The organism is Streptomyces sp. IBSNAI002, assembly GCF_052244475.1.
In the GTDB taxonomy this organism is placed as follows: domain Bacteria; phylum Actinomycetota; class Actinomycetes; order Streptomycetales; family Streptomycetaceae; genus Streptomyces.
Map to the genome: position 1 here is coordinate 1,205,961 of NZ_JBQPXG010000002.1, position 15,063 is coordinate 1,221,023.

The following is a 15,063-nucleotide window of genomic DNA, read 5'->3' on the forward strand; positions in this document are numbered from 1 at the left end:
TGAGCCCTTCGGGTGAACGGCGCGTCCATTGGCAGGAACCGTCGTGAGCAGTGGCGGGCAAGAGTCCGCCGCCCGTCGCGGTGCGCTGCGCGCCTCCCGCGCAGGCCGCCGCTCAGCCGGAGGAGAGGGCCGGGTCCGGCACCGCCCTCGACCGACGCGATCGCCACATCGAGAGGAGCGTGATCAGCGTCAGGATGACCATTGCGCCGACGGACGCCAGGAAGGCGGGCGAGGAAGGATCCGAAGCAGAGGACCCAGCGACCACGTAAGCAGCAGTGCCCGGAACCACGCCCAGGGCCGTCCCAGCGGTGAACGAACGCAGTCCGATCCCTGAGAAGGCAGCGGCGAAATTGACCGCCGGGAACGGGACACCGGGAACGATCCTCAGCAGGAACACGCTTCGAAACCCTTGGCCCGTGAGCTGACGGTCCAAGGCGGACAGCACCTTCCCCTTGAGGAACGGCCGCAGCGCCTCCTTCCCGAGACCCCGCCCCAGGCCGAAGGCCAGCACCGCCCCGAGAGTCGTCCCCGCCACGGCCAGCAGCAGCCCACCGGGAACACCGAACAACAACCCCGCAGCGATGTTGAGCACCGGCTTCGGGAAGAACGCCAGGGTGCCGAGGGCGAAGACGGCCACGAAGGCGAGCCCGGCCCACACGGGTGATACATCGGAGCCGAGCCCCTGCGTGAGCACACGCTGTGGACTCCACAAGAACAGGGAACCGGCCGCTGCCGTCAGGACCAGGACGAGCAGACCCAGCCGAACGGACGGCGATAGGCGCATCCGTCCACGCTACCCCGGGTGCCTCCGGCGTCTGCGCCGCTGGGGACGCCGGAGAAGCCGGGCGGCTGGGTCGTAACGGTCTGCAGGGGTTCACCGAGCCTGCCGGCCTCAGCGTCGCAGGCGAAGGCCCTGATGTTCCCCTCCAGCTCGCCGACTACGTAGTACGTCGCGCCGTCGGGCGAGAAAGAGACGTGGCGCGGGCCCGTACCGGGCGCGACGGGCTTCTCGCCGACCTGTTGCAGCCGGTCGCCGTCCAGGCGCAGAATCTGCACCCTGTCGCTGCCGAGGTCGGCCGCCCCGATGAACCGCCCGCGCGGATCGAAGGCCACGGCGTGGGGATGCGGCCCGCCCATCTGGCGCGGATGCGGCCCGCCGCCGGCGTCCCTCAGTACGATGCTCACGGAACCGGGACGCCCGTCGGGGCCGATCGGCACCACCGCACACGCGCCACCGTAGTAGTCGGCGACCAGCAGATGCCGCCCGTCCGGGGAGACCGCCAGCCGAGCCGGCCCGCCCTCCCCGAGGGACACCTGGTCCAGGAAGCGCAGCGCGCCGGTGCGGGGGTCGATCACGTAGGCGGTGACCGCGCCGGTCCGCCGCCCGCCGCCCGCCGCCCGCTTGCGTCGAGCACGCGCAGAAGAACCGCCGCGTCGGTCGATGGCGATCCAGGACGGATACGCCCCGTAGACCTCCTGCACCGCAGTGAGCGCGCCGGTCTGCGGATCCACCCGGCAGACGGTGATCGCGGTCCCCTGCGGGCCGCCCGACCCGGAGAGCCGGTACGAGCTGACATGGGCGTGGACCGGCCCGCCCGCGCGCATCGGTGGCCTGCTCCGCATCCCGTACGTCCATGACCTCCCCTCGGTGCGCACCAGGAACGCGATCCGTCAGCCGGCAGCCTTGGGCCGCAGCAATGGCGCCTGCCACAGCAGCGACGTCTCACCCCGGTTGCAGCCTCGCTCTCCGCCCCGCAGCGGGCCACACCCTGACCGATTACTGCCGCACGGTCGGGCTCCGGCCCCTGTCCGGTACCCACCAGGTCCCCGGCGGCCTCTTCGTGCGCTACGGCCTGTGGTTCCGTGACCAGTGGGTGCCCGAGGTCGAGGACGTCCCCGTCCGTGCCGTGGACCGGGAGCCGGGCGGCGGGTTCCGCGTCAAGCTCGCCTCGACGACGTACGCCTCCAGCTCACCGGCCGGGTGCTGGGCCCGAGCGGAGCCTGGTGGCTCAAGCAGCGCGTCGTCGGCAAGGTCCCGCTGTTCGGCGACCGCCGGATCATCGGCGCCACCGTCCGGGGAAGCGGCGTCCGGCTCACGGTCCGTTCCGCGGACGGCTCCGTGCGGCAGATCGAGAGCGACCACGTCATCGCGGGCACTGGATACCGGATGCGGCTGGACGCCCTCGGCTTCCTGTCCCCGGACGTACGCATCGGGCTCGCCCGGACTGGCGGCTGCCCACGACTCGACGACGGCCTCGCCTCGTCCGTACCAGGTCTCCACTTCACCGGGCTGCCGGCGGCGGCCACCTTCGGGCCGGTGATGCGGTGCGTCTGCGGCACCGGCACGGCGGCACCGCGCCTGGCAGCCTCGGTCGCCTCATATCTCCGCTGAGCAAGCACGCCACAGCTCCCCCGGACCGGCCGGGCTGCGTTTCCACAGCCCGGACGGTCCGGCATGTCCACGGAGGCGTGGCTCCAACTTGTCATCCACCGTTCGGCGTTCGGCCCCACACCCGGCCGGTGAGGCGCCGCGCGGCCCTGGCACGGTGTTCCAACGTCCCGCCCATCGACTCCCCACGGAGATGGCGATGAAGCGTTTCACCCTACAGGCGCTGGGCGTTGCCGCAGCCGCCTTATCCATCGGACTGGCCTCACTTCCCGCGACGGCCGCCCCCACGCGGGCACCGATAGCCGCGCCGGAGAACTTCACCCTGGTCGTCTTTCCGGACACCCAGTACTCCTGCGTTCCGCATAATTCAGCGTGGCTAGAGGCTTGATTGTGGGTCTGAGCTGGGGAAACGTGCCTGAGCATGCCGGTGAGGCGTTTCTCTAGGCGGGGGTATCGCTGCTGGTCAGCGGGGTGTGGTGCTGGCCTCGATGATCTTCTTCGGGGTGGGGATGCGGAGCTTGGCCAGGAGGTCGCGTTGCGCCTTGGTGGGGTCGGTGAGCTGGCGGAAGGTGCCGGCGGGGCCGGTGAAGGTGCCCAGGTGGAGCCGGTCGAGTTCGCGGCGGATGGTGGGCCAGGTCGTCTCGGTGGTGGTCTCGGCGATGCGGATCAGCAGCAGGGCGAGCCAGCACAGGATGACGTGGGCACGGATGCGTTCTTCGAGGCGGTGGTAGACCGGGCGGAGGTCGAGGATCTGCTTCATGTCGCGCCAGCCGCGCTCGACTTCCAGGAGCTGCTTGTAGCCCAGCGCGATGTCCTCGGCCGAGAGTTTCGGGTCGCTGCAGCGCAGGAGGTACTTGCCGTCCAGGTTGGCCTCGGCCTTGGCCTTGGTGGCATCGATGCGGAGTTTGCCGGCCGGGGTGGTCCGCAGATAGCGGTTCAGGCCGGGCTTCGCGGCGATTCTCCCGCGCAGTTCGCCGCGTTTGTAGTCCGAGAGTGCGTCGCTGTCTTCGATCAGCTCGGTGAGCTGGGCGGTCAGCTGGGTACGGATCGCTGCGTCCCGGGTGGCGGCTTCGGGGTTGTGGCAGATCACGAAGCGTTCGTTCTCGGAGACCTTCACTTCCTTGACGCGCATGTTGTGTGAGATGTCCTGGTATCGGCCCTGCCGGGAGAGGGCGGCCTTGATCTCGGGCGAGTTGGAGCGGAGCTTCTCGCCGATGATGTAGTGGTGGTCGCCCGAGCGGAGGTAGCGGCGGTTGGCCGCGGAGGCGAAGCCCCGGTCGGCGACCCACACGATCTTGGACAGGGTCCAGTCCCGCATCTCGTCCTTGACCTGGCGTATCAACGCGGAATCGCCGGTGTTGCCCGGCCAGCACCACACCCGCACCGGGATCCCGTCACGTGTGACCGCCATCCCGATCACGATCTGCGGCAGGTCGTCGCGGGAGTCCTTCGACTTCCCCCAGGTCCGGAACCCTCCCATGCTCACGCCGTCGCCGTCGCCGTCGCCGTCGCCGTCGCCGTCGCTGTCGCTGTCGCCGTCGCCGTCGCCGGTTTCGGGGAGGGGGAGGCCGTTTTCGTCGCGGGCGACGGGCAGGTCGGCGTCCTCGAGTTCGAAGTAGGTGCTGGTGGTGTCGAAGAACAGCAGGTCGACTTCGAGGTTGAGCAAGTGGGCAGCCGCATCGAAGACCTGCTGTTCCAGCTTCTCGCGTATCTGGTGCAGCCAGTCCATCGCCCGGTAGCAGGCGTCGTCGTCGACGGGGTCCAGGCCGTCAATGTGCACGTCGTGGTTGACCCACTCGGCAGCGGCCAGTTTCGAGGACGGTGCCAGGGCCCTGTTCGCGACCAGCGCGAACAGGGCGCGCTCGGTGGCCTCAACATTCCGCGGACGGCCTCGCCCCCGGGTGCCCAGCGCGGCCACGATGCGAGGGAGTTCCAGCCGCTGCCACAGCTGGTCCAGGAGATACGCGCCGCCGAAGGGGCGGGACTCGACGAAGTCCAGCTCCGTGTTCGCCTCGGCGGTCGCCGCCAGTGCGGCAGCCGGATCCAGCAGCCTGGACAGTGAGCCGACCAGGCGGCGCACCGCGTCGGTGTCCAGCTGGTCCTCACGGCCGAAGCCGTACAGCAGCTTGGGCACCGACCGCCCCGCCGCTGCGTCCCACGTGTTGTGGGCCAGGTGCAGGTAGCGGACCGTGCCGCTCTTGGTCTTCCGACTCGTCGTCTTCACATACATCGCTCTAGACCATACACGCCTGAGTCATGCCGTTAATGGGCAGTCGGGCCAAAGCGTTTCTCTAGGCGTTTCTAGCCCGCTCGGCACCACCGAGGCTGCTGACCAGGCACTTCACCTCATCAGACCCTCTAGACCGCCCGAATTACGCGGAACGCAGGGTACTCCGCGGAAAGCTTCCCTCAGGTGTTCAACGCCCAGGGGAAGTGGATCAAGGACAATACGGCCGCCCTCAACATCAAGTACGCGATCCACGAGGGCGACATCGTCGACGACTCCGACCAGCAGTACCAGTGGAACAACGCAACCAGCGCACTGGGCCAGCTGACCGGCTCGACCCCGTACATCCTCGGCGTCGGCAACCACGACATGGACGCCATGCCGCTCGGCCAGAACCCGGCCGTGCATCGCGACGCCAAGGCGTTCAACCGCAACTTCCCGCGCAGCAAGTTCTCGAGCCTGCCGTCCTTCGGGGGCTCGTACCCGGCCACGCAGAACGACAACAGCTACCACCTGTTCTCCGCCGGCGGCACGGACTGGCTGGTCCTGGCACTGAAGTACGTGCCCACGGATGCCGAGATCGCCTGGGGCAACAAAGTGATCTCCGAACACCCGAACCGCCAGGTCGCCATCGTGACCCACGCCTACCAGAGCGGTACGACCAAGGACGCGACCGGTCGCAAGCTCTGGACCAACCTCGTCAGCCGCCACGCCAACGTCTCCCTGGTCTTCTCCGGCCACTACGTCAACCAGGGCCTCATCACGGAGAAGGGCATCAAGGGCAACACGGTCTACCAGATCCAGGCCGACTACCAGAACCCGTCCGTCCTGGAGCCCAACAGCTACTTCCGCATCCTCCGGTTCGATCCGACGGCGAAGACGATCAGCGTGCGCACGTATTCGCCGTACCTGAACAAGAGCCTCACCGACGCCAAGAACCAGTTCACGCTCCAGAACGTGAACTTCCTGCCCGCCAAGCGCTGATCCGTCTGCCCGTGCCCGGGCGCCCGAGGTGGGCCGCAGCCGCGGCCCACCTCCTCCCCGCGCCGGGGAACCTCACAGCTACGCCAGCGCCTCGCGCACCGTGAGGCGCGAGGCCCGGGTCGCCGCCGCCTCGGTGGCGAGAACGGCGACCAGGACGGCGAGCGCGACCCAGATGGCGACCGCGGGCAGCGAGATGCGGTAGGCAGCGCGGCGGACATGAAGAGATTGCCGAAGCCCTCGCCGAGCAGGGCCGTGGTCGGCCCGGTAGTCGGCCATGGCGTGGCCACCCGTCGCGTGGACCAGATGGCGGACGAGCCCGCTCTTCGGAGGTCGGAAGTCGGCGACCAGCACCGGTCCGCCGGGCCGCAGCACCCGGACCATCTCCCGGAGCGCAACCGGCCGCAGCTCCTCCGGCAGATGGTGCAGCATCAGGCTGGTCACGACAGTGTCGAAAGAGGCATCCGGCAGGTCGAGGGCCTCGGCCATCCCCTCCCGGTACGCAGCGGTCGACCACTGCGGCCGCCGATGGCTCTTGCGTCGCGCGTAGTCGAGAACGGGCAGCGACGGATCGACTCCGGTCACGGCACCCCCGGGTCCGACCCACTCGGCCATGTGCCGGGTCAGGTGGCCGGTGCCGCAGCCCACGTCCAGGACGCGGTCTCCGGCCTCGGCGCCACTGAGAGCGGCGAGGCGTGCGAAAGAGCGGTGCCGGAGACCGCCGAAGGAGAGAGCGCCGCACACCTCGTACACACGGGGCGTCCCGATCGTCACGCCCGGAGTGTCTGTGCGCTGCTCACCCTGCACAAAGCGTCCGAGGTGCATGATCCACCGCCTTGCTCGATCACGACCGAGTACGCCACCAACTTGGTCGAAGAAGCCACAGGTAAAGCCATTTCCGCTGGTCAGCGACGCAGCAGTTGCTGTACCGGCAGCAGACGAAAAACATTCTTTGTGGACGCACATCCGAGGAGGCATCGCCCTGCGCCGGGGGCACTTGTGCTCGCGCAGGTCCGGGACAGCGTCTTCGCTGCACCATCCGGTCGCGGGCGAACCGAACCCCCGCGTCGCACTCATCGTTCTGCCCCACGAACCAGCCGGCTGGGGGCTGGTTCGCCCGGAGGGCCGAGCTCGACGACCCTCCGAGCAGGCGCTGCACAGCTGGACCTGTCGCACGGACCTTGCGGACGGTCACCGGTAGTACCCCTCGACCACGGACTGGACCTCGTCCAGCAGCGCGGGGCCGTCCAGGCGCACAGGCGGCAGGCCGGTCGTCCGGCCGATACGGATGTCCGGCCGCTGGTACGGCAGCAGCCGGCCGTCACCGGGGACGATGCCGCACCCGGTCGCGACCAGCGCCAGCGCCAGCGCCTCGGCGTACGTGGTGCACGGTTCGCCGCGCCGATCGGCCGGCCGCCGGGTGCCTGCCGGGGCATGTGCAAGCCGGTCCGGCAGCCGGGGACGGACGCGGTCACTGAGACGAAGAACTCACCCGCGAGGTCCTCGGACATCGCCGTGTCGCGCCCGGACAGGCGGTGGCCCGCGTTCGGGCACATGTATCCGGTGCCGGATTCCGCAGGCCCGGACCTGGCCCTCGGCGAGCAGGTGGCGGGACTGGGCATGGTCGAGCGGATGGCCACTGCGGCCGGTCCGGCCGTAGTGGCCGTTGCGCCCGGCGCCGCCCCCGGGCGGCCTCCCGGGGGCGGCGCCGGGCTGCCCCATCCCCCGACTCCTACATTCTGTAGTAACTTATGGTCGTGAACGGCACCGCCCGTGTCTCCACGCGGCCGAGCCCTGCCCTGGCGCGACTCGGCCGGGCAGGCGCCCGGCCTGAGACTCCGCGCGCCACTCGCTCTCACCGCCCCGCCGAAGGATCAGCCACTTCTGTGAACGCGTCCCCTCGTCCCGCCGCAGCCCTGCGCGTACTCGTCCCCGTCCTCGGCCTTGCCCTTGCGGCAACGGGCTGCGGGGGCTCCGGCGATCCGGCCGGACCGTCACCCACGACCGCGTCGGCGACACCGAGCCCGACGCCGCCACCCCCGCAGGCGAACCCAGTCACGAAGCCGCTGCCCGCCGAACAGTGGCAGAAGATCGTGCAGACGGGCGCGTGGCGCGAGGGCTGCCCCGCGACGCAGGCAGACCTGCGCCGGGTGGAGGTCAACTACTGGGACTTCAACGGCGAGCTGCAGCGGGGCGTCCTGGTCGTCAACAAGGACATCACGGCCAGCATCTCGCGGATCTTCACCCGGCTCTTCGACACCAAGTTCCAGATCGAACGGATGGAGAGCGTCGAGGCGTACCAAGGGGACAACAACGCCAGCATGAAGGCGAACAACACCGCTGCCTACAACTGCCGCAAGGACACCCAGATCAACGCCCCTGTCGCCGCGTCCCCGCACGCCAACGGCCGGGCCATCGACATCAACCCCGTCCAGAACCCCTGGAAGGACCTGCGTTGCACGTGCTGGTCGCCGAGCGCCGAGTTCGCCGGCCAGACCGAGGGCAAGGGGATCATCGCCGAGGGCAGCCCGGCCTGGCAGGCGTTCATGTACGAGGGCTGGGTCTGGCAGAACATCCGGGTGCCCGACTACATGCACTTCGACACCGGGTACCCCTCCGCGCCCTACACCGGGGTGCCGCCGAAGCGTTCCGCGGCCCAGGACGCCCTCCTGAGCCTGCCCCGCAAGACGAAGCCGAACACGAGCCAGAAGCCCGCGCCGACAGGAACGCCCACGCGCTGACGTGACCGTGACATGACCGAGGGACCCGGTGCCTCCTGCGGGGCGCCGGGTCCTGGCGTCTTCGGCCACCCCCCTCGGCGACGCCCGGCATCGGCCCGCCGGCCGCACGCGCCGCCCCCGCCGGTCCGGCCGGTGGAGCTCCTGCGGCCGGTGCGGGTGGGTGATGGGAGCGGGCGTGGCCCGGAGGGGCCGCGCGCCGGGCCGCCTGAAGGCGACGGCGCCGTGGGCGGGGAGATGCTCTTATGGATGTCAAGCGGCGGTTGTGAGCTGTTCTGCGGTGATGGTCGTCGGCGTGGGGGCGGTCAGGATCTGGTAGATCTCGCGGGCGATGTACCGCTTGAGGCAGCGGATGATCTCCTTCTTCGACAGGCCCTCCTTCGTCCGGCGTTCCATGTACCTCTTGGTGCGTTCGTCCCAGCGCAGGCGGCAGAGGACGATGCGGTAGAGGGCCGAGTTGGCCGCTCGGTCGCCGCCCCGGTTGAGGCGGTGGCGCTGCGTGCGCCCGGAGGATGCCGGCAGCGGGGCGGCGCCGCAGAGCATGGCAAAGGCGGCTTCCGAGCGAAGGCGTTCGGGGTTCTGACCGACGGTGACCAGCAGCTGCCCGGCGACGTCGGAGCCCACGCCGTTCAGAGCCAGCAGCGCCGGGGCGATATCCGCGGTCAGCGGGTGGATGAGCTCGTCGAGCTCGCCGACTTCCTCGGTGAGTCGCTGGTGGCGGCGGGCCAGGGTGCGCAAGGCGAGCCTGGCCGCGACGGCTGGCTCTCCGGCACGGGCCGCGTCGGGCCGGGAGGCCGCGCACGTGGTGATCAGTTGCTTGTCACCCAGCTCACGCAGGGCGGCGCGTAGTTCCTCCGGCGCGCTGATGACCAGGGTCTTCATCTGCCGTTGAACATCGGCTCGTTGGCGGACCGCGCTGCGGCGGGCGACGCGCAGGCTCCGCAGGGCCTCCACCTGGCCGTCGCGCTGCTTGGGTATGCCGGTGCGGCGTCGGGCCAGGGCCGCGCGGGCCGCCGCCTCGGCATCTACCGGGTCGGACTTGCCCTGCCAGCGGCGGGCCTTGCGGTCCGGGCGGTCGATCTCGACCACGCTCATGCCCTGCTCGTGCAGGTAGCGGGCGAGGCCGGCCCCGTAGGCGCCGGTGCCCTCCACGCCGACCAGCACCAGGGTGCCGAACGAGCGGAGCCAGGCCAGGAGCTTGCGGTAGCCGGCCGCGGTGGCTTCGAACTGCTCGGCCCCCAGCGGGCGCCCCGCCGAGTCGATGGCCGCCGCGGTGTGGGTGTCCTTGTGGGTGTCGACGCCGCCGGTGATCTCGCGGTCCTGCTGTGCGATGGTGGACATCGCCGTCCTCTCCACTCGAGCGGTCAGGGCGGCAGCCACCGGCCGAGCGGGCGGACGAGACAGTGATGGGGCCTCTGGCCAGGCTCTTATGAAGTCACGCAGGCCGGTCCGGTGGCTGCACACGAGCGTCTCCCGGGCGGAGTCGACAGATCCCGTTGAGGACCCGAGGTCAGTCAGTGGGTGGGTCAGACCCTGCCGGGAGACGCTCACGAACATCCTCACTGTCAGTGGTGCCGGAGGGCGGGTGCGACGAAGTCGAGCCGCGCATCCTTCTCGTAGGTGAGGAACTCGTGGCCGTCGGCCGTGCGTGAGCTGCCGCGGCGCAGCCAGCCGCGCTGCTCGTAGTAGCGGCCGGCGCCCCCGGCTCCGGCGGCGGTGACGAGCTGGACCCGCGCGCTGCCCGCCAGAGAGCTGTTGGCGACGAAGCGGTCGATCAGCTCGGCGCCGATGCCCAAGGACCTGGCATCGGGCATGACCGCCACGTGCTGCAGCACCGCGACCGGCCCCGCGGGCGCGCTCCTCCGCTCGGCGTCGGGTGCCGGAGCGTGGGCCGGGACCGGTGCGGCGCCGGGCCTGAGTCGGCGGACGTAGCGGGGCAGGCGGGTTCGCGCGAACGACCAGCCCAGGGCAGGTCGGGCACACAGAGCCAGCGCGCCACGGGCGGCGAGCCCGAGGCCGCGCCTGCGCAGGATGAACCTCCTGTGCAGGACGGTGTCGGTGATGCCCACGAGGAACCCGACCGGGCGGGCGTCCACGGTCGCGATGAACGCGACGGCGTGAGGGCTCGTCAGGTAGGTCCGCGTGTAGGCGGTGAGGAACCGGTCGCCGAGCTTGGCGAAGAAGCCCTCGGGAAAGAACGTCCGGTGCTGACGCACGACGAACGGCAGGTGCTCGGGATCCATGTACCGCACGCGCACGGCTGTGAAGGGATCGGGTTGCCGGGTCCATATCGGAGGAGTGGCGGCGGGCGGGCAGGAAGCGGAAGGCGCGACGGCGCACAGGTCATCGTCCACGGCAAAAAACTACTACGTTGCGTAGAAATTTGTCTACTACACTGCGTAGAAGTTGATCGTGGTCGAGGTGAACCGGTCCGTGGCGAAGGGGAGAACCGTGAGGACGTTCGGCGATCTGGAATCGGCGATCATGGTCGTGATCTGGGCCCACGACGAGCCCATCACCGTCAGGGACCTCACCGACGCACTCAACGACGCACGACCCCTGGCCTACAGCACCGTCATGACGGTCGCCGAACGCCTCCGGCACAAGGGCTGGCTCACCCGGACCCGCCAGGGACGCGCCTACCGCTACACCGGCGCGAGGAGCGCCGGCGACTACACCGCCGAACTCCTCGGACACGTCCTCGACACCTCGGCCGACCGCACCACGGCGCTGCTCCGGTTCGCCGGCCGTCTCCAGCCCGCCGACGCCGCCGCGCTGCGTTCGGCTCTGGATCGCTGACGGAGCGCGACCGGATCGCGGTCGGGGCCTTCCTCATCGCTTCCTGTTTGGGGGACTCCGGTCGCCCCCACGCGTCCCTCAGGGCGCCAGGAACCCTGTGAGGGCTGCCGCGACCGCCCCGGGGTCCTCCAGTTGCGGGTAGTGCCCCACGGGCCGGGGCCCGGCGAGCTCCACGATCCGGGCCTGCGGCATGCGTTCCCGGATCCTGGGGAGTACGTGGCCCCCGCTGACCGGGTCGGCCGGCCCCCACACGAAGAGCGCGGGTCCGCTGTAGCCCTCCAGGGCCGCGGTCCAGCGCACGGCATGCACACGGCGCTCGTCGATGTAGCGCAGCAGGCGCGGGGCGAGGCGGTGACCGCCGTCGCGGGAGGCGGCCGCCCACAGGTCGTGGACGTCCTCGTCGTGGACCGGCCGCCCCAGGACGGAGCGCAGGGTCGCGGCGAATCGCCGCTCCGTGGTGAAGGGAGCCAGCAGCGGCCCCAGCGGTCCGTGCAGCAGGCGCTGCACCGGTACGGGCCGGTGCAGATCGGGGTAGAGGCCCCCGTTGAGCCAGGCCATGCGCGTGATCCGGGCCGGGGCGCGGGCCAGCAGCTCCTGGCCGACGCTCACCCCGTAGTCGTGCGCGACCAGCGCGGTGCCGCCGATTCCGCACCGGCGCCAGACCTCCTCGACCAGCGAGGCCTGGTAAAGCACCGAATAGCGGTGGCGCCGGGGCTTGTCGCTCTCCCCGAAGCCGAGCAGGTCCAGTGTGGTGACCCGCAGCCCGGCCGCCGCCAGTGCCGGGACGACTGCGGCCCAGTCGTGGGAGGAGGTGGGGAATCCGTGCACGAGGGTGACGGGTGCGCCGCCCTCGGGCCCGTCCTGCCGTACGAAAACCGAGTGGGTTCCGATCCGCAGCGAGTTGCCGCCCTCGGTCCAGTCGCACAGCGGCGGCAGGACGCGTTCGCCGGTCATCGCGGCGCCTCCTCGGAGTGCAGCCGGCCCAGTCCGAGCAGCAGTGTCCGCAGCCCGAACTCGAACTCGGCCTCGGGGTCGAGGGAGTTGAGCAGCTCGGCGTGCCGGTGGACGACCGGGTGGGTGCGGGGCGGGAGCGAGGCGAACAGATCGGCCATCGCGGCCCGCTGGCCAGCCGTGCGGGCCGCGCCTCCGGAGTCGAGCACGGCGGCGCCGATCACGAAGTGCGTGACCATGAGGTAGACGTGGACGGCCGACCTCGGGGCCCACCCGTGCGCGAGGAGCTGGGCGAGGGCATGCTCTCGGGCCCGCAGGGCGTTGGGCCCCAGCAACTGGCCGGTGGTCAGCAGGGGCACGCCCGCCGGGTGCGCCGCGAGGACCCGGCGGAACTCCCGGGCCCCGCCCTCCAGTCCAGCCCGCCAGTCCCCGTCGGCGGAGGGCAGCCGGATCTCGCCGAGCATCTGGTCGACCGTCGCGATCAGCAGCTCCTCACGGCTCGCGACGTGCCGGTAGAGGGAGGTGTGGCGGACCTCGAGGTGCTCGCCGAGCCGGCGCATCGTGAGCGCCTCCAGGCCTTCGCGGTCGGCCAGTTCGAGCGCGGACGCGGCGATCCGGTCGAGCGTCAGCCCGCCTTGGCGGGGCCGGCGCCGGTCCCGTTCGGCATACCGGGCCTGCCACCAGGCGGGGGATCCGGGCTCGGAGGCTTCGGCTTCGGCTTCGGCCTTGGCGTCGGTCTCGGAGTCGCCGTCGGCGGTTTCGGGGTGCGGAGTCATGAGCGGCGCCTACTCGAAGAGGTCGGGTTCCGTGCGGACGATCTCGTCCCAGAGGGGCTGGAAGGAGAACCACCCGGCGAGGGGGAACCCCGTCTGGCCCCGGGTGTGCCGGGCCGCCTCGGGGTCGATCAGGTGCGGCGTGCCCGCGGCCTCCGCCAGCAGCTGCGCCTGGGCGCTGCGCTCCATGGAGATGAACCACCAGGCCGCCTCGTCGACCGATTCGCCGACGGTGAAGATGCCGTGGTTCTGGTGGATGACCGCCTTGTGCGGCCCCAGCCCCGCCGCCAGCTGCCGGCCGGCCTCCTCCTCGACCACCACGGCGCCGGCGCCGTCGCGGTGGACGGTGTGCTGCTCGTACACGGCGCACGCGTCCTGGGTGATCGGGTCCAGCAGGCGTCCCAGACTGGAGAACGCCTTCCCGTGGAGGGCGTGGGCGTGGCAGGCGGCGACCACGTCGGGGCGGGCGGCGTGGATGGCCGAATGGATGACGAATCCGGCCCGGTTGACCGGGCGCCTGCCGTGGCGGACCTGTCCCTCGTGGTCGACGAGGATCAGGTCGGAGACTCGGACGTGCCGGAAGGACATGCCGAACGGGTTGACCCAGAACATGTCCGGATACTCGGGGTCGCGCGCGGTGATGTGTCCCGCCACCCCTTCGGAGAAGCCGAGCCGGCCGAAGACGCGGCAGGCGCCGGCGAGCCGCTGCTTGCGGTGCTCACGCTCCGCCGCCGCGTCGGTGAAGACCGGCGGCAAGGACAGTTCGAGGTTCTCCTGCCGCGGCACGAACGCACTGCCGCGCAGCCCGTCCCCACTCCCGTCCCCACTCCCGCTCGCGGCCCCCGGGACGGACCCTGCCGCCGGGCCCGTCTCCGTGTCCGTCGCATGACGTCCTTGGGTGTCCGTCGCCTGGTCCACGCCCCGCCTCACTTCATTGTGCGTCCAATGGACCCACATAATGAGTCCATTGGACGCGTAGGGCAAGACCCGGGGACCGACCCGCACGCGAAGGGCTCCACAGGGACGTCGCGCGAACCGGCGGTGCCGTCGGTACGGCCGCAGGGTCGAAACCAGTACCGGGAGTCAGGCGGCGACGAGCTCCTGCTCGCGGTCCGGCGTCGTGACCTGGGGCTTCTTGTTCGGCAGCGAGAGCCGGAAGACCTTGTGCCACGCGGAGAACACCTGCTTGGGCAGCGGCCCGGTGACGTACTCCAGCTCGTACTTCTCGAACAAGGCGCGCACCTTCACCGCGACCTCGGCGTACCGGTTGCTCGGCAGGTCCGGGAACAGGTGGTGCTCGATCTGGTGCGACAGGTTGCCGGTCATGAAGTGCATGGCCTTGCTGCCGCTGATGTTCGCCGAGCCCATCATCTGGCGCAGGTACCACTGGCCGCGGGTCTCGCCCTTGATCGACCGGCGCTCGAAGACCTGGACGCCCTCGGGGAAGTGCCCGCACATGATCACCGAGTGGGACCAGATGTTGCGGACCAGGTTCGCGGTGAACGTGGCGGCGAGCGTGGTGAGGAACGACGGGCCCGAAAGGAGCGGGTGGATCACGTAGTCCTTGAGCACCTGCTTGCGGATCTTGCGGCCCACGGCCCTGGCCCGCGCGCGGAACTCCGGGTTCTTGCGGCGGTGCTTGCTCAGGTTCCTGCCGAGTTCCAGGTCGTAGGCGGCGATGCCGTACTCGAAGAAGCAGGCGTTGATGAAGTTCCACAGCGGCTGACCGAGGTGGAACGGGTGCCACTTCTGGTCCTCGTCGACGCGCATGATGCCGTAACCGAGGTCGTTGTCCTTGCCGATCACGTTGGTGTACGTGTGGTGCAGCTCGTTGTGCGAGTGCTTCCACTGCTCGGCCGGCGAGACGTGGTCCCAGTCCCAGGTGGTGGAGTGGATCTTCGGGTCCCGCATCCAGTCCCACTGACCGTGCAGGATGTTGTGGCCGATCTCCATGTTGTCCATGATCTTGGCCACGGACAGGCCGGCGGTGCCGATCAGCCACGCGGGCGGGAAGATCGAGAACAGCAGGATGCCCCTGCTGACCAGTTCGAGCTTGCGCTGCGCCGAGATGACCTTGCGGATGTAGGCGGCGTCCTTCTCACCGCGGCCGGCGATCACCTCGTCGCGGATCGCGTCCAGCTCGCGGCCGAGCTCCTCGATCTGCTCCGCGGTCAGGTGGGCGGTGGGGTCGATGGCGGTCAAGGT

At 70.4% G+C, this 15,063-nt stretch carries 14 protein-coding genes; 4 read left to right on the forward strand and 10 right to left on the reverse strand.

Translation table 11 applies throughout. The features are described from left to right. Window positions 1–112: 112 nt before the first annotated feature. Together ACTVZO_RS05955 and ACTVZO_RS05960 are read right to left on the reverse strand one after the other, a co-directional pair. Window positions 113–694, reverse strand: coding sequence for a TVP38/TMEM64 family protein (locus tag ACTVZO_RS05955; RefSeq protein ID WP_443297367.1), 582 nt, complete (start codon window positions 692–694; stop codon window positions 113–115). A gap of 41 nt (window positions 695–735) precedes the next feature. Then, the gene (locus tag ACTVZO_RS05960) at window positions 736–1,623 is read right to left on the reverse strand and encodes a lactonase family protein (RefSeq protein ID WP_443297368.1); all 888 of its coding nucleotides are present in this window, start codon (window positions 1,621–1,623) and stop codon (window positions 736–738) included. 358 nt (window positions 1,624–1,981) lie between these two features. Here ACTVZO_RS05960 and ACTVZO_RS05965 point away from each other — a divergent pair, with 358 nt between their 5' ends. Further along, a complete protein-coding gene (locus ACTVZO_RS05965) occupies window positions 1,982–2,392 on the forward strand; it encodes a hypothetical protein (protein ID WP_443297369.1) in 411 nt (136 codons plus the stop codon). A gap of 460 nt (window positions 2,393–2,852) precedes the next feature. Here ACTVZO_RS05965 and ACTVZO_RS05970 read toward each other — a convergent pair whose 3' ends face one another. Next, window positions 2,853–4,619: an IS1634 family transposase gene (locus ACTVZO_RS05970; RefSeq protein WP_443297370.1), complete on the reverse strand. Its 1,767-nt coding sequence runs from the start codon at window positions 4,617–4,619 to the stop codon at window positions 2,853–2,855. 183 nt (window positions 4,620–4,802) lie between these two features. Here ACTVZO_RS05970 and ACTVZO_RS05975 point away from each other — a divergent pair, with 183 nt between their 5' ends. Further along, window positions 4,803–5,600 carry a metallophosphoesterase gene (locus tag ACTVZO_RS05975; RefSeq protein WP_443297371.1) on the forward strand — a complete coding sequence of 266 codons (798 nt, stop codon included), beginning with the start codon at window positions 4,803–4,805 and terminating at the stop codon, window positions 5,598–5,600. A gap of 78 nt (window positions 5,601–5,678) precedes the next feature. On the opposite strand, the gene ACTVZO_RS05980 is transcribed toward ACTVZO_RS05975, so the two are convergent. Further along, window positions 5,679–6,371: a class I SAM-dependent methyltransferase gene (locus tag ACTVZO_RS05980; RefSeq protein ID WP_443297372.1), complete on the reverse strand. Its 693-nt coding sequence runs from the start codon at window positions 6,369–6,371 to the stop codon at window positions 5,679–5,681. Between the two features lie 1,112 nt (window positions 6,372–7,483). Between ACTVZO_RS05980 and ACTVZO_RS05985 the strand changes: the two genes are divergently transcribed. Continuing rightward, window positions 7,484–8,338, forward strand: a complete 855-nt coding sequence (locus ACTVZO_RS05985; protein WP_443297373.1) for a M15 family metallopeptidase — start codon at window positions 7,484–7,486, stop codon at window positions 8,336–8,338. Window positions 8,339–8,587: 249 nt separating this feature from the next. On the opposite strand, the gene ACTVZO_RS05990 is transcribed toward ACTVZO_RS05985, so the two are convergent. Beyond that, entirely contained in the window at window positions 8,588–9,676 is a 1,089-nt protein-coding gene (locus ACTVZO_RS05990; protein ID WP_443297374.1) for an IS110 family transposase, read from the reverse strand. A gap of 224 nt (window positions 9,677–9,900) precedes the next feature. Then, a complete protein-coding gene (locus ACTVZO_RS05995) occupies window positions 9,901–10,578 on the reverse strand; it encodes a GNAT family N-acetyltransferase (protein WP_443303054.1) in 678 nt (225 codons plus the stop codon). A 208-nt stretch (window positions 10,579–10,786) separates the two neighbouring features. Between ACTVZO_RS05995 and ACTVZO_RS06000 the strand changes: the two genes are divergently transcribed. Continuing rightward, window positions 10,787–11,134, forward strand: a complete 348-nt coding sequence (locus ACTVZO_RS06000) for a BlaI/MecI/CopY family transcriptional regulator (protein ID WP_443297375.1) — start codon at window positions 10,787–10,789, stop codon at window positions 11,132–11,134. Window positions 11,135–11,212: 78 nt separating this feature from the next. Here the strand turns inward: ACTVZO_RS06000 and ACTVZO_RS06005 are convergent, their stop codons facing one another. From ACTVZO_RS06005 to ACTVZO_RS06020, 4 genes are all read right to left on the reverse strand, one after another. Then, on the reverse strand, window positions 11,213–12,088 hold the full coding sequence (locus ACTVZO_RS06005) for an alpha/beta fold hydrolase (protein WP_443297376.1): 876 nt from the start codon (window positions 12,086–12,088) through the stop codon (window positions 11,213–11,215). Beyond that, window positions 12,085–12,861 carry a TetR/AcrR family transcriptional regulator C-terminal domain-containing protein gene (locus ACTVZO_RS06010; protein WP_443297377.1) on the reverse strand — a complete coding sequence of 259 codons (777 nt, stop codon included), beginning with the start codon at window positions 12,859–12,861 and terminating at the stop codon, window positions 12,085–12,087. The genes ACTVZO_RS06005 and ACTVZO_RS06010 overlap by 4 nt, the downstream gene beginning before the upstream one ends. Window positions 12,862–12,870: 9 nt before the next feature. Beyond that, complete coding sequence (locus ACTVZO_RS06015; protein ID WP_443297378.1) at window positions 12,871–13,644, reverse strand: class II aldolase/adducin family protein; 774 nt, start codon at window positions 13,642–13,644, stop codon at window positions 12,871–12,873. A 297-nt stretch (window positions 13,645–13,941) separates the two neighbouring features. Continuing rightward, window positions 13,942–15,060 carry a fatty acid desaturase family protein gene (locus tag ACTVZO_RS06020; protein WP_443297379.1) on the reverse strand — a complete coding sequence of 373 codons (1,119 nt, stop codon included), beginning with the start codon at window positions 15,058–15,060 and terminating at the stop codon, window positions 13,942–13,944. Between the last annotated feature and the right edge of the window lie 3 nt (window positions 15,061–15,063).